The organism is Burkholderia sp. CCA53 (genome assembly GCF_001685525.1).
Classification (GTDB): Bacteria; Pseudomonadota; Gammaproteobacteria; order Burkholderiales; family Burkholderiaceae; genus Burkholderia; species Burkholderia multivorans.
Window position 1 is genome coordinate 1817924 of the sequence record NZ_BDDJ01000001.1, and the last position, 13654, is coordinate 1831577.

12 protein-coding genes and 1 pseudogene are annotated in these 13654 nt (G+C 69.3%); 11 read left to right on the plus strand and 2 right to left on the minus strand.

Features of this window, described 5'->3' with window-relative positions:
* Positions 1-2 precede the first annotated feature (2 nt).
* From BCR55_RS08490 to BCR55_RS08515, 6 genes are all read left to right on the plus strand, one after another.
* Positions 3-1175: a flagellar basal body P-ring protein FlgI gene (locus BCR55_RS08490; protein WP_035946349.1), complete on the plus strand. Its 1173-nt coding sequence runs from the start codon at positions 3-5 to the stop codon at positions 1173-1175.
* Positions 1176-2141 carry a flagellar assembly peptidoglycan hydrolase FlgJ gene (gene flgJ / locus BCR55_RS08495; protein ID WP_065494444.1) on the plus strand — a complete coding sequence of 322 codons (966 nt, stop codon included), beginning with the start codon at positions 1176-1178 and terminating at the stop codon, positions 2139-2141. It abuts the gene before it with no gap.
* Positions 2142-2355: 214 nt separating this feature from the next.
* Positions 2356-3111, plus strand: a complete 756-nt coding sequence (locus BCR55_RS08500) for a flagellar brake protein (RefSeq protein WP_006408025.1) — start codon at positions 2356-2358, stop codon at positions 3109-3111.
* Positions 3112-3292: 181 nt separating this feature from the next.
* Positions 3293-5272, plus strand: a complete 1980-nt coding sequence (flgK, locus tag BCR55_RS08505) for a flagellar hook-associated protein FlgK (protein ID WP_065494445.1) — start codon at positions 3293-3295, stop codon at positions 5270-5272.
* A 17-nt stretch (positions 5273-5289) separates the two neighbouring features.
* Positions 5290-6525, plus strand: coding sequence for a flagellar hook-associated protein FlgL (gene flgL / locus BCR55_RS08510; RefSeq protein WP_065494446.1), 1236 nt, complete (start codon positions 5290-5292; stop codon positions 6523-6525).
* Between the two features lie 356 nt (positions 6526-6881).
* Entirely contained in the window at positions 6882-8189 is a 1308-nt protein-coding gene (locus BCR55_RS08515) for a solute carrier family 23 protein (RefSeq protein WP_065494447.1), read from the plus strand.
* Positions 8190-8253: 64 nt separating this feature from the next.
* Here the strand turns inward: BCR55_RS08515 and BCR55_RS08520 are convergent, their stop codons facing one another.
* A complete protein-coding gene (locus BCR55_RS08520) occupies positions 8254-9138 on the minus strand; it encodes a transcriptional regulator GcvA (RefSeq protein WP_006408020.1) in 885 nt (294 codons plus the stop codon).
* 95 nt (positions 9139-9233) lie between these two features.
* Here BCR55_RS08520 and BCR55_RS08525 point away from each other — a divergent pair, with 95 nt between their 5' ends.
* Both BCR55_RS08525 and BCR55_RS08530 read left to right on the plus strand, forming a co-directional pair.
* Positions 9234-9860 (plus strand): chromate transporter, encoded by a 627-nt coding sequence (locus BCR55_RS08525; protein ID WP_006408019.1) that lies wholly within the window; start codon positions 9234-9236, stop codon positions 9858-9860.
* Positions 9857-10384: a chromate transporter gene (locus tag BCR55_RS08530; RefSeq protein ID WP_065494448.1), complete on the plus strand. Its 528-nt coding sequence runs from the start codon at positions 9857-9859 to the stop codon at positions 10382-10384. The genes BCR55_RS08525 and BCR55_RS08530 overlap by 4 nt, the downstream gene beginning before the upstream one ends.
* Here BCR55_RS08530 and BCR55_RS30430 read toward each other — a convergent pair.
* Positions 10383-10694 (minus strand): annotated as a pseudogene (locus BCR55_RS30430) (hypothetical protein); the annotation flags it as partial. The gene BCR55_RS08530 and the pseudogene BCR55_RS30430 overlap by 2 nt on opposite strands.
* A 219-nt stretch (positions 10695-10913) precedes the next feature.
* On the opposite strand from BCR55_RS30430, the gene BCR55_RS08535 reads away from it, so the two are divergent.
* From BCR55_RS08535 to BCR55_RS08545, 3 genes are all read left to right on the plus strand, one after another.
* On the plus strand, positions 10914-11624 hold the full coding sequence (locus BCR55_RS08535; protein WP_059939377.1) for a YoaK family protein: 711 nt from the start codon (positions 10914-10916) through the stop codon (positions 11622-11624).
* A gap of 281 nt (positions 11625-11905) precedes the next feature.
* Positions 11906-13027 (plus strand): porin, encoded by a 1122-nt coding sequence (locus BCR55_RS08540; protein ID WP_006402775.1) that lies wholly within the window; start codon positions 11906-11908, stop codon positions 13025-13027.
* Between the two features lie 326 nt (positions 13028-13353).
* Positions 13354-13581 carry a hypothetical protein gene (locus BCR55_RS08545; protein ID WP_035488925.1) on the plus strand — a complete coding sequence of 76 codons (228 nt, stop codon included), beginning with the start codon at positions 13354-13356 and terminating at the stop codon, positions 13579-13581.
* Positions 13582-13654 lie beyond the last annotated feature (73 nt).

The following is a 13654-nucleotide window of genomic DNA, read 5'->3' on the forward strand; positions in this document are numbered from 1 at the left end:
CGATGCACGACACCGTATTGCGCCGCCTCTCGTCGCGCGTGCCGGCCGCGGCCGCCGGCCTGCTGATCGCCGTCGCAGGCGCGCTCGGCGCGCCCGCGGCGCATGCGGAGCGGCTGAAGGACCTTGCGCAGATCCAGGGCGTGCGCGACAACCCGCTGATCGGCTACGGGCTCGTCGTCGGCCTCGACGGCACCGGCGACCAGACGATGCAGACGCCGTTCACGACGCAGACGCTCGCGAACATGCTCGCGAACCTCGGCATCTCGATCAACAACGGCTCCGCGAACGGCGGCACGTCGTCGCTGAACAACATGCAGCTGAAGAACGTCGCGGCCGTGATGGTGACCGCGACGCTGCCGCCGTTCGCGCGGCCGGGCGAGGCGCTCGACGTGACGGTGTCGTCGCTCGGCAACGCGAAGAGCCTGCGCGGCGGCACGCTGCTGCTCACGCCGCTGAAGGGCGCGGACGGGCAGGTGTACGCGCTCGCGCAGGGCAACATGGCGGTCGGCGGCGCCGGCGCGAGCGCGAACGGCAGCCGTGTGCAGGTGAACCAGCTCGCGGCCGGGCGCATCGTCGGCGGCGCGATCGTCGAGCGCTCGGTGCCGAACGCGCTCGCGCAGATGAACGGGATGCTGCAGCTGCAGCTCAACGACATGGACTACGGCACCGCGCAGCGCATCGTCGCGGCCGTCAATTCGAGCTTCGGTCCGGGCGTCGCGACCGCGCTCGACGGGCGGACGATCCAGCTCGCCGCGCCGGCCGATCCCGCGCAGCAGGTCGCGTTCATGGCGCGGCTGCAGAACCTCGACGTGAGCCCCGACAAGGCGGCCGCGAAGGTGATCCTGAACGCGCGCACGGGCTCGATCGTGATGAACCAGATGGTCACGCTGCAAAGCTGCGCGGTCGCGCACGGCAACCTGTCGGTGGTCGTCAACACGCAGCCGGTCGTGTCGCAGCCGGGGCCGTTCTCGAACGGGCAGACGGTCGTCGCGCAGCAGTCGCAGATCCAGCTCAAGCAGGACAACGGCGCGCTGAAGATGGTGACGGCCGGCGCGAATCTCGCGGACGTCGTGAAGGCGCTGAACACGCTCGGCGCGACGCCGGCCGACCTGATGTCGATCCTGCAGGCGATGAAGGCGGCCGGTGCGCTGCGCGCGGACCTGGAGATCATCTAAATGGCGAATTTCCCCGGTACCACCGACCTCACGCAGCGCTTCGCGCTCGACGTGCAGGGCTTCGACGCGCTGCGCGCGCAGGCGAAGCAGTCGCCGCAGGGCGGCGCGAAGGCGGTCGCAGGCCAGTTCGACGCGATGTTCACGCAGATGATGCTGAAGAGCATGCGCGATGCGACGCCCGAAGGCGGGCTGTTCGACTCGCATACGTCGAAGATGTACACGTCGATGCTCGACCAGCAGCTCGCGCAGCAGATGTCGTCGCGCGGCATCGGCGTCGCCGACGCGCTGATGAAGCAGCTGATGCGCAACGCCGGGCAGGGCGCGGGCGCCGGCGCGGCGGGCGATCTCGGCGCCGGCCTCGGCGCGGCCGGCAACGAAGGCAGCCTCGCCGCGATGAGCGCGATGGCGAATGCCTATGCGAACGCGGCGGCGAACAACGGCGGCCTGTCGCGCGCGCGCGGCTATTCGGCCGGCAGCGCGCTGACGCCGCCGCTGAAGGGCGCGACCGGTGCGCCGGACGCGGACGCGTTCGTCGACCGCCTCGCCGGCCCCGCACAGGCGGCGAGCGCGGCGACCGGCATTCCGGCGCGCTTCATCGTCGGCCAGGCGGCGCTCGAATCGGGCTGGGGCAAGCGCGAGATCCGCGCGGCCGACGGCTCGACCAGCTACAACGTGTTCGGCATCAAGGCGACGCGCGGCTGGACCGGCCGCACGGTATCGGCGCTGACGACCGAATACGTGAACGGCACGCCGCGGCGCGTCGTCGCGAAGTTCCGCGCGTACGACTCGTACGAGCACGCGATGACCGACTACGCGAACCTGCTGAAGAACAATCCGCGCTATGCGGGCGTGCTGAGCGCGAGCCGCAGCGTCGAGGGCTTTGCGCAGGGGATGCAGAAGGCCGGCTATGCGACGGACCCGAACTACGCGAAAAAGCTGATTTCGATCATGCAGCAGATCGGCTGACGAATCGCTGACGCTTTGGCCTCCGACGGACCGCGCCCGGCACCCCGCCGCGCGCGGTTTCAACGTTTGCGCAAAAAAATTCGGCAAATCGATCTAAACTTTCGGTCAGCACTGCCGCTAAGTGTGAGAGACCTGCGTCCGGGCCCCGTATTCTGGCCCGGTTTTATCGCGCACCGGTTACGCGTGCGCCCATGACAAGAAAGACCGGCTAGCCATGAATATCGAAACGTCGACGGACCCGAGCCTGGACTCGGGCCACTCCGGCCCCGACTACGCCCGCCGCAATCCGCTGGAAATCGGCGTCCAGTTGCGCAATCTCGTGAACCGCGGCGATTTCCTGACCGTCGAGTATCCGGGCGGCCAGCTCGTCACGCGCCTGCTGGAAGTCGATGTCGGCGCACGCACGTTCACGTTCGACTGGGGCGCGCTGTCCGAACAGAACGCGAGCATTCTCGGCGCGGCGCATTGCGCGTTCTCGGCCGCGCCCGAAGGCGTGCGCGTCGAATTCACGACCGGCACGCCGCGCGAGACGCGCTACGAGGGGCTGCCGGCGTTCGTCGCCGATTTCCCCGACGTGCTCGTGTGCATCCAGCGCCGCGAGTATTTCCGTGTGGACGCGCCGGTCGTCGATCCGTTCCTGTGCCGCGGCGCGCTGCCGGACGGCGAGCGCTTCCAGTTCGAGGTGCACAACCTGTCGCTCGGCGGCGTCGGGCTGCGCACGGCCGACGAACGCGTCGAGGCGCTCGCGCTCGGCACGGTGCTGCCGGACGTCGAGCTCGAGCTGACCGGGCACGGCAAGCTGTCGCTCGACTTGCAGCTCGTGTCGCAGCGCGCGACGCAGCTGCCGAACGGCGCGCGCCGCTATCAGCTCGGCTTTCGTTTCCTGTCGCTGCCGGGCAGCGCCGAAAACACGCTGCAGCGGCTGATCACGCAGCTCGAGATGAAGCGCCGCTCGCTCGCGCGCGCCTGACGCGCCGCGCCGCGACGGCGCGCGGCAGGCTCGCCGGCGTCGCTTCGGGCAGCGCCGGCGCCCGATGCGCGACATGCGCGTCGGGCGGCCATTTTTCCCTCAATTTTTTCGATCCGCGGCCGTTATACCGGGAGTCACGCAACCCGGCGGCCGCAGCGCGGCCGGCTCATCAGGATCGCGCATGTCCAACACACTCATGAACCTCGGCGTCAGCGGCCTCAACGCCGCGCTCTGGGGCCTCACGACGACCGGTCAGAACATCAGCAATGCCGCGACGCCCGGCTATTCGGTGGAGCGGCCCGTCTACGCGGAAGCGAGCGGCCAGTACACGAGCAGCGGTTACCTGCCGCAGGGCGTGAACACCGTCACCGTGCAGCGGCAGTACAGCCAGTACCTGAGCGACCAGCTGAACACCGCGCAGACGCAAAGCGGCGCGCTGTCGACCTGGTATTCGCTCGTCGCGCAGCTGAACAACTACATCGGCAGCCCGACCGCCGGCATTTCGACCGCGATCACGAACTACTTCACGGGGCTCCAGAACGTCGCGAACAACGCGGCCGACCCGACGGTGCGGCAGACGGCGATAAGCAACGCGCAGACGCTCGCGGACCAGATCACGGCCGCCGGCCAGCAGTACGACGCGCTGCGCCAGAGCGTGAACACGCAGCTCACGAGCACCGTATCGCAGATCAACACCTACACCGCGCAGATCGCGCAGTTGAACCAGCAGATCGCGGCCGCGAGCAGCCAGGGGCAGCCGCCGAACCAGCTGATGGACCAGCGCGACCTCGCGGTCTCGAACCTGTCGAGCCTCGCGGGCGTGCAGGTCGTGCGCAACAGCGACGGCTACAGCGTGTTCCTCGCGGGCGGCCAGCCGCTCGTCGTCGCGGACAAGAGCTATCAGCTCGCGACCGTCACGTCGCCGTCCGACCCGAGCGAGCTGACCGTCGTGTCGCAGGGCATCGCCGGCGCAAATCCGCCGGGCCCGAACCAGTACCTGCCCGACACGTCGCTGTCCGGCGGCACGCTCGGCGGCCTGCTCGCGTTCCGCAGCCAGACGCTCGATCCGGCGCAGGCGAAGCTCGGCGCGATCGCGGCCAGCTTCGCCGCGCAGGTCAACGCGCAGAACGCGCTCGGCATCGATCTGTCGGGCAACGTCGGCAGCAACCTGTTCGCGGTCGGCGCGCCGACCGTCTATACCGACACGCGCAACCAGGGCGACGCGACGCTGTCGGTGTCGTTTTCGAACGCGTCGCAGCCGACCACCGGCGACTACACGCTGTCGTTCGACGGCACGCAGTACACGCTGACCGACCGTGCGACGGGCTCGGTGGTCGGCACGTCGAACACGATGCCCGGCTCGATCGGCGGGCTCGACTTCTCGGTGTCGTCGGGCACGATGCAGGCCGGCGACCAGTTCACCGTGCTGCCGACGCGCGGCGCGCTCGACGGCTTCCAGCTCGCGACCTCGAACGGTTCCGCGATCGCGGCCGCGTCGCCGGTCGTCACGTCGGCCGCGTCGACCAACGCGGGCACCGCGACCATCACGCAGGGGCCGGTGAGCGCCGGCTATCAGGTGCCGGCCACGACGCTGACCTACGACGCGGCGACGAAGTCGCTGTCGGGCTTCCCGGCCGGCACGACGGTGACGATCGCCGGCACGCCGCCGCAGACCGTGACGATCACGAGCTCGACGACGCCCGTGCCGTACGACCCGGCCGCCGGCGCGACGCTGACGATGTCGGGCACCGCACCGGGCGCGCTGAGCGGCGTGACGGTGTCGCTGTCCGGCGCGCCGGCCGACGGCGATACGTTCCAGATCGGCCCGTACGCGGGCGGCACGAACGACGGCACCAACGCGCTCGCGCTCTCGAAGCTCGTCACCGCGAAGTCGTTCGGCAACGGCACGGTCACGCTGACCGGTGCGTACGCCAGCTACGTGAACGACATCGGCAACGCGGCGAGCCAGCTCAAGTCGTCGAGCGCCGCGCAGACGGCGCTCGTCGGCCAGATCACGTCCGCGCAGCAGTCGGTGTCGGGCGTGAACCAGAACGAGGAAGCGGCGAACCTGATGCAGTACCAGCAGCTCTACCAGGCGAACGCGAAGGTGATCCAGACGGCGGCGACGCTGTTCCAGACCGTGCTCGGCCTGTTCAACTGATTCCGGGGATCGAAGCGATGCGGATTTCCACAGCCCAGTTCTACCAGCTGAACGTCGCGCAGATGAGCGACCAGCAGGCGCAGCTCGCGCAGCTGTATCAGCAGATTTCGAGCGGCGTGAGCCTGTCGACGGCCGCCGACAACCCGCTCGGCGCGGCGCAGGCCGTGCAGCTGTCGATGACGTCGGCGACGCTGTCGCAGTACGCGACGAACCAGAACGTCGCGCTGTCGTCGCTGCAGAAGGAGGATCAGGCGCTCACGAGCGTGAACAACCTGCTCAACAGCATCCATTCGATCGTGATCCGGGCCGGCGACGGCGCGCTGTCCGACAGCGACCGGTCGGCGCTCGCGACGCAGCTGCAGGGCTATCGCGACCAGTTGCTGACGCTCGCGAACTCGACCGACGGCGCCGGCAACTACCTGTTCGCGGGCTACCAGTCGACGACGGCGCCGTTCGCGAACGACACGGGCGGCGGCGTGGTCTACAGCGGCGACCGCGGCGCGCGGCAGGTGCAGATCGCCGACACGCGCACGATCGCGCAGGGCGACGACGGCGCGAGCGTGTTCCTGTCGGTGCCGATGCTCGGCAGCCAGCCGGTGCCGGCCGCCGGCGCGGCGAATCAGGGTACGGCGACGATCGGCGCGGTGACGATCACCGATCCGTCGGCCGCGACGAACACGCATACCTTCACGATCACGTTCGGCGGCACGGCGGCCGCGCCGACCTACACGGTGACCGACGAGACGGTCGCGCCGCCGACGACCACGGCGCCGCAACCGTATGCCGCCGGCACGGCGATCGCGCTCGGCAGCGGCCTGTCGGTGCCGGTGTCGGGCACGCCGTCGCCGAACGACACGTTCTCGGTCACGCCCGCGCCGCAGGCCGGCACCGACGTGTTCGCGACGCTCGACACCATGATCGCGGCGCTGAAGGTGCCGATCGGCAGCGACACGGCCGCGGCCGCGAAGCTCGCGAACGCGATGACGACCGGCACGACGAAGCTCGACAACACGATGACGAACATCCTCACCGTGCAGGCGTCGGTCGGCGGTCGCGAGCAGGAAATCCAGGCGATGCAGGCCGTGAACCAGACGAATACGCTGCAGGTGACCAGCAACCTCGCCGATCTGACGAGCACCAACATGGTGTCGACGATCAGCCAGTTCCTGCAGATGCAGAACGCGCTGACAGGCGCGCAGAAGGCGTACGCGCAGCTGCAGAACCTGTCGCTGTTCCAGTACATCAACCCGTGACGGACCGCGCGCGTCGCGCGATGTGAGCGCCCGCTCACGTCGCGCGACGCGGCAGCGGGCCACGGGCGCGATCGGCGTGCGCATAAAAAAGCCGCCCGACGCAACGCGCGGGCGGCGAGAGGGAGCCACTCACAACCCGCTGCGCCCTGGTATCGCAGCGGTCCGCGTACTGTAGGGCAGCGCGCCGCGCGCTGGAAGCGGACAGGTTCGAAATTGCGCGGCCGTCGGTTCGTACCGCCGCGCGCCGCCGAGTGTGCGGGCCGCGCTTGCCAGCCCCATTTCCGCTCCGTAAACTCGCGCGAGTTTCCAGACCGGCGCACCGTCGCAGCCGGCGACCGACAGGAGCCCTTTTTCCCATGTCCGATTCCTACTTCCCGCGCTGGCGGGTGCAGTCGACCGGCGCGTCCGCGCGCGTGGTCGGCCCCGACGAGCGCCTGCCGTGGCCGCAGATGGTCGCGATGGGCGTGCAGCACGTCGTCGCGATGTTCGGCTCGACCGTGCTCGCACCGCTGCTGATGGGCTTCGATCCGAACCTCTGCATCTTCATGTCGGGCATCGGCACGCTGCTGTTCTTCGTGCTGGTCGGCGGCCGCGTGCCGAGCTATCTCGGCTCGAGCTTCGCATTCATCGGCCTGGTGATCGCGGTGACGGGCTACGGCGGCAGCGGCCCGAACCCGAACATTCCCGTCGCGCTCGGCGGCATCGTCGCGTGCGGCGTCGTGTACGTCGCGCTCGGCGCGCTCGTGTCGGCGATCGGCACGCGCTGGATCGAAACGCTGATGCCGCCCGTCGTGACGGGCGCGGTGGTCGCGGTGATCGGGCTGAACCTCGCGCCGATCGCGGTCAAGGGCGTGTCGGCGTCGAACTTCGATTCGACGATGGCGCTCGTCACCGTGCTTTGCGTCGGCGGCGTCGCGGTGTTCGCGCGCGGCATGATGCAGCGGCTGCTGATCCTGGTCGGCCTCGTGATCGCGTACGTGATCTATGCGATCGCGACCAACGGCATGGGGCTCGGCAAGCCGATCGACTTCTCGATCGTCTCGCATGCCGCGTGGTTCGGGATGCCGGCCTTCACCGCGCCGGTGTTCGATCCGCACGCGATGCTGATGCTCGCGCCCGTCGCAGTGATCCTCGTCGCCGAGAACCTCGGCCACATCAAGGCCGTCAGCGCGATGACGGGGCAGAACCTCGACCGCTACGTCGGCCGCGCGTTCATCGGCGACGGGCTCGCGACGATCGTGTCGGGCAGCGTCGGCGGCACCGGCGTGACGACCTATTCCGAAAACATCGGCGTGATGGCCGTCACGCGCATCTATTCCACGCTCGTGTTCGCCGTTGCCGCGGTGATCGCGATCGTGCTCGGCTTCTCGCCGAAGTTCGGCGCGGTGATCCAGACCATTCCGGGCGCCGTGCTCGGCGGCGTGTCGATCGTCGTGTTCGGGCTGATCGCCGTGACGGGCGCGCGGATCTGGGTCGTCAACAAGGTCGATTTCTCCGACAACCGCAACCTGATCGTCGCGGCCGTCACGCTCGTGCTCGGCGCCGGCGACTTCTCGCTGAAGATCGGCGGCTTCGCGCTCGGCGGCATCGGTACCGCGACGTTCGGCGCGATCATCCTGTACGCGCTGCTGCGCAAGGAAAAGGAGCCGGGCCCGGTGGTCTGAGCGATGCGCGGCAGCGGGCGGTGCAAGGCCGCCCGCGCCGCCTGCCCGGTCGAACTGGGCGGTACTACGCGCCGACGTTCGACTGCGCTTCCAGCCACCCGCAGAACTGCGCGACGAGCGGATCGTCCGCCGGCGCGCGCGGCGCGATCCACCAGTAGCTGCGCGTCGCGATGCGCGGGCCGGCGAGCGGCATCACGAGGCGGCCGCTCGCGAGTTCGTCGTCGATCAGCGGCAGCGGGCCGAGCGCGACGCCGAGCCCGTCGACGGCCGCCTGCAGCGCGAGATAGAAGTGGTCGAACGACTGCCGCTTGCGCGCCTTCATCGTCACGCCGGCCGCCGCGAACCAGTCGCGCCAGCCTTCCGGCCGCGTATCCGAATGCAGCAGCACGTGCCGCGCGAGATCGTCCGCGCGCGCGATCGGCGCGCGCTTGAGCAGCGCCGGGCTGCAGACCGGAATCACGCTTTCGTCGAGGAAGTGGCCGCTCGTGCATGCCGGCCAGTGGCCGGGGCCGCGCCGGATCGCGACGTCGAAGCCGTCGAGCGTGTCGAGCGGCGCATTCGACGTCGACAGCTTCAACTCGACGTTCGGCACGTCGCGCTGGAACCGCGACAGCCGCGGCAGCAGCCATTTCATCGCGAAGGTCGGCAGTGCATTGATGCGCAGCACGCGCGCGGTGCCGGTGTGGCGCAGCTGCTCGGTCGCGAGCGCGATGCTGTCGAACGCGGCGCGCACGGTGTCGAGATAGCGGCGGCCTTCGTCGGTGAGCTTCACGCGCTTGCCGTAGCGGTGAAACACGGGCTTGCCGAGCCATGCCTCGAAGCCGGCGATTTGCCGGCTGATGGCACCGTGGGTCACATGCAGCTCGTCGCCGGCAGCGCTGAAGCTTTCATGGCGGGCCGCGGCTTCAAAGGCCCGAAGCGCGGAGAAGGGTGGCAGGTCGCGACGCATGCTTGTGATTCTAGATCACAAAGGCGCGTCGATAAAATCGTTTTGCCGCCGCGCGGATCGGCGGTAACCTCGGCCTACTTTCGATGAGGAACCCCATGCCATCCGCTTCTCCGCCGCCCGTCACGCCGCCGCGACGGGTCGGCCTCGCCGAGCTGTTCACCGGTTTTCTGTCGCTTGGCCTCATGTCGTTCGGCGGTGCGCTGCCGTTCGCGCGGCGCACGATCGTCGAGGAGCGCCGCTGGCTGTCCGCCGACGAATTCACCGATCTGCTCGGCCTCTGCCAGTTCCTGCCCGGCGGCAACGTGATCAACCTGTCGGTCGCGGTCGGCATGCGCTTTCGCGGGATACCGGGCGCGTTCGCCGGCATTCTCGGGCTGATCGCGGGGCCGACGCTCGTCGTCGTCGCGCTCGGCGTGCTGTACGCGAAGACGCAGAACGATCCGCGCGTGCAGCATCTGTTTGCCGGGCTCGCGGCCGCGGCGGCCGGGCTGCTCGCCGCGATGGCCGTGAAGGTCGCGAAGCCGCTGCGGCACGCACGCGCGGCGGCCGGCATCGCGGCGCTCGCGTTCGTCGCGATCGCCGTGCTGCGCATTCCGCTGCTGACGACGATGCTCGTGCTGACGCCCGTCAGCATCTGGCTCGCGGCGCGGCGCCGCGACACCGCGGCGGGCGCCGCCGCCCGCGCGCCCGCGCCCGACCCGCGCGACGGAGGCCGCCGATGAACGACACGCTGATCGCGATCGCGACGATCTTCAGCCAGCTGTCGCTGCTTGCGTTCGGCGGCGGCAACACGATCCTGCCGGAGATGCAGCGGCAGGTCGTCGACGTGCATCACTGGATGAGCGCGCACGAGTTCACCGCGCTGTTCGCGCTCGCGCAGGCGGCGCCCGGCCCGAACATGATGATCGTGTCGCTCGTGGGCTGGCACGTCGCCGGCTGGCCGGGGCTGCTCGTCGCGTCGCTGGCGAAGTTCGGGCCGTCGTCGATCGTCACCGTGCTCGCGCTGCACGCGTGGGAGCGCTTTCGCGACCGGCCGTGGCGCCGCTACGTGCAGCAGGGGCTGATGCCGGTCACGGCCGGGCTCGTCGCGGCGAGCGCGGTGCTGATCGCGCAGGCGTCGAACCGCACGGCGATCCAGTGGGGCATCACCGCGGTCTGCGCGGTGCTCGCGTACCGCACGCGGATTCATCCGCTGTGGCTGCTCGCGGGCGGTGCGCTGATCGGACTGACCGGCTTCGGTCAGTAACCGCGCCGAGCAGCCGGCCGCGCTCGCTGCCGACGTCGCTCGCCGCGGCGGGCCAATCGATCACGTAACCGGCGTCGAGCGCATCGCGCATGATCGCCGCGTAGTCGTTCTTCGCGAGCCGGCCGCCGCGCAGCGCATCGGCGACCTCGCGCTTCAGCTTCGGCGTGAAGTTCGGATACGCGGCGGCGAGCGCCGCATACTGGCGCGCATCGATCTCGCCCGATTCGCGGTTGAAGGCCCAGACGGCCACCAGCACGATCGCGACGAACGGGATCACGGTGTAGCGCAGGAAGAATTTCGCGGGTGTCATGCGGAGCATCGATGAAGCGGCGGCGCGCCGGCGTGCGGCGGCACGGCCGGTATACTCGGCGCGCCGCCCGTTGCAGCGACGCGGCAGGCCCGCGCCGCACGACGCGCGACGCGCGTCCGAAGGCGTTCATTATATGGGCCCGGCCGATGCGCCGCGCGCGTCGCGACGGCCGGCCGGGCCCGACCTCGCACCGCACGCGGTGCGCTACACGGAGGATCGATGGATCTCGACGGCGCCAGTCGCAATCTCACCGTCGCGGCACTGCTGACCTTGTCGGGCGGCTATCTCGATGCGTACACCTACGTCGGGCACGGACACGTGTTCGCGAACACGATGACCGGCAACGTCGCGCTGCTCGGCATCAACCTGTCTGCCGGCGAATGGGGCGCTGCGCTGCACCACGTGCCGCCGCTCGTCGGCTTCGTGATCGCGGTGCTGGTCGCGCACCTGCTCGGGCTCGCCGCCCAGCGCGGCTGGGTGCGGCACACCGCGTTCGCGAGCCTGATCGTCGAGATCGCGTTTCTCGGCATCGCCGCGAGCGGCATCGTCGGCGTGTCGAGCGCGTGGCTGATTCCCGGCATTTCGTTCGTCGCGACGCTGCAGACGCTGTCGTTCACGCATCTCGAGGAACTGTCGTACACGTCGGTGATGACGACCGGCAACCTGCGACGCGCGACGCAGAAGCTGTTCGTCGGGCTGATTCCGCGCTACGACGCCGGCGCGCTGCACGATTCCGCGCTGCTCGCGACGATCAGCTTCTGCTTCATGGCCGGCGCGGTGCTCGGCGGATTCGCGACGCGCATCGCGCCGGCCGTCGCGCTGTGGGGCGCGGTGCTGCTGCTCGTCGGCGCGTTCGCGGAGATCGTGCGACGCGCGCGGCGCCGCGTGGGGCGCGGCGACACCGGCGGCGGCGACGCGCGAGCGGCCTGAGCGCGCCGGTTGCGCCCGTCGCGGCGGCCGATGCTTACAGTCGCACGGGCGCGGCCGCGCGCGAAACCGATGGCGCGGGATGCGCGGCAGGCAAGGCCGGGCGCGCCAAGCGTTGTGCCAGGGCGACAAAACCGGCCGCCGCCGCGGATTCAATTTCTTTCAGCGGTCGGCCTGGTCTTATGATTCAGCCCACATCGCGCGCGCCATGAGCGTGGCGCGATCGCCACCCGGTTGCGCACGCGGCCGGCAATGAACGGAGACACCTACAAAAGGGCAAGCTCATGAAGCAGACCACCAGACTCGCAGCACTTGCAGGGGGCGCGGCGCTGGCTTTCGCCAGCCAGTACGCGGCGGCACAAAGCTCGGTCACGCTGTGGGGCGTCGCGGACGTCAGCGTTCGCTACCTCACCAACGCGAACGCGAACAACGACGGCCTGCTGCAGATGACCAACGGCGCGATCACGAACAGCCGCTTCGGCATCTACGGTACGGAAGATCTCGGCGGCGGCCTGAAGGCGCTGTTCAATCTCGAAAGCGGCGTGAACCTGCAGAACGGCGCATTCGCCGACAGCGGCCGCCTGTTCAACCGCGCTGCGTACGTCGGCCTGCAGAGCCCGTACGGCACGGTCACGCTGGGCCGTCAGAAGACGCCGCTGTTCGACCTGCTGTCGGACACCTACGATCCGCTGACCGTCGGCAACTACCTCGAAAACGCGTGGCTGCCGGTCGCACTCGGCGGCGGCCTGTATGCGGACAACCAGATCAAGTACACGGGCAAGTTCGCGGGCCTGACCGCGAAGGCGATGTACTCGACGGGCACGAACTACGAATCGACCGGCGCCGGCGGCTTCTCGGGCCAGATTCCGGGCTCGCTCGGCAAGGGCAATGCGTGGGGCGTGTCGCTGTCGTACGTGATGGGTCCGCTCAGCATCGCGGCCGGCGCGCAGCAGAACAGCGACAACTCGGCACGCAAGCAGACGATCTACCACGCGAACGTCGTCTACGCGTTCAGCAAGGCGAAGATCTACGCGGGCTACCTGCGCTCGAAGGATGACACGGGCTTCGTCGACAGCCTGCTCGCGCAGCAGACGATTCCGAGCGCGAAGGGCACCGGCCGTATCGACGACGGTCCGTTTGCGGGCGTGAGCTGGCAGGTCAGCACGCCGCTGACGCTGACGGGCGCGTTCTACTACGACCACATGCGCAACGCGATGACCGCGAACGGCACGCTCGCGAGCGGCAACCGCTATGCGATCGTCGGTATCGCCGAATATGCGCTGAGCAAGCGCACCGAAATCTACGGCACGATCGACTTCAACAAGACGAACGGCGCGGCCAACGTCGAACTGCCGGGCCGCAGCAACCAGACCGGCATCGCGATCGGTCTGCGCAATATCTTCTGACGAACGTCGGATCGCCGACGCCGGACGCGAGTCCGGCGCGCGCTCGAAGAGGCTCCTGCGGGAGCCTCTTTTTTTTGCGCGCGCAACCTTCATATGCGTACGCGACTATTCGGCGAACGCTCCATTGCGCACGGCCCGCGGCGTAAGCCGTTCGTCGGTATTGCCGAACATACTTTGACAGTGCGCGCGAGCGCTTTCCGCTACGCTGCCTGCATGGCTCCGGTACTTGCCGGCGCGTAACTTGTGTATCCGGCGATCACAGACACATTGCGCCGGTTTTTTTCGTGTGACGATGCACGTCACGATTGCTCGAAAAGGGGTTGACGATGGGTATCCTGAACACCGTAGGTGAAATCGCCGGTGCCGTGGCGGCTGTCGAAGCGGCCGAGAAGCTCGACCCGGATGCGGGCCTGTTGACGAAGGCGGCCGCGGCCGTCGCGGGCTTCAAGGGCGCCGAAGCGCTCGAAGGGCTGCTCGAGAAGAAGGAAGACGCGACCGAACAGGCAGCGGACGACACGCAGGCGACGGACGGCAGCGACACGTCGCAGGCATGAGCATGGCGGCCGGTCCGGCCCGTTCGCGCAGCGCGCGCGAATGCGGCGGACCGGTGCCGCGCGACCGGCGCGC

Bases quoted from the DNA above. Each gene is read 5' to 3' on its own strand.
- BCR55_RS08490 (WP_035946349.1), top strand. From the start codon at position 3: ATGCACGACACCGTATTGCGCCGCCTCTCGTCGCGCGTGCCGGCCGCG.
- flgJ (WP_065494444.1), top strand. From the start codon at position 1,176: ATGGCGAATTTCCCCGGTACCACCGACCTCACGCAGCGCTTCGCGCTC.
- BCR55_RS08500 (WP_006408025.1), top strand. From the start codon at position 2,356: ATGAATATCGAAACGTCGACGGACCCGAGCCTGGACTCGGGCCACTCC.
- flgK (WP_065494445.1), top strand. From the start codon at position 3,293: ATGTCCAACACACTCATGAACCTCGGCGTCAGCGGCCTCAACGCCGCG.
- flgL (WP_065494446.1), top strand. From the start codon at position 5,290: ATGCGGATTTCCACAGCCCAGTTCTACCAGCTGAACGTCGCGCAGATG.
- BCR55_RS08515 (WP_065494447.1), top strand. From the start codon at position 6,882: ATGTCCGATTCCTACTTCCCGCGCTGGCGGGTGCAGTCGACCGGCGCG.
- BCR55_RS08520 (WP_006408020.1), bottom strand. From the start codon at position 9,138: ATGCGTCGCGACCTGCCACCCTTCTCCGCGCTTCGGGCCTTTGAAGCC.
- BCR55_RS08525 (WP_006408019.1), top strand. From the start codon at position 9,234: ATGCCATCCGCTTCTCCGCCGCCCGTCACGCCGCCGCGACGGGTCGGC.
- BCR55_RS08530 (WP_065494448.1), top strand. From the start codon at position 9,857: ATGAACGACACGCTGATCGCGATCGCGACGATCTTCAGCCAGCTGTCG.
- BCR55_RS08535 (WP_059939377.1), top strand. From the start codon at position 10,914: ATGGATCTCGACGGCGCCAGTCGCAATCTCACCGTCGCGGCACTGCTG.
- BCR55_RS08540 (WP_006402775.1), top strand. From the start codon at position 11,906: ATGAAGCAGACCACCAGACTCGCAGCACTTGCAGGGGGCGCGGCGCTG.
- BCR55_RS08545 (WP_035488925.1), top strand. From the start codon at position 13,354: ATGGGTATCCTGAACACCGTAGGTGAAATCGCCGGTGCCGTGGCGGCT.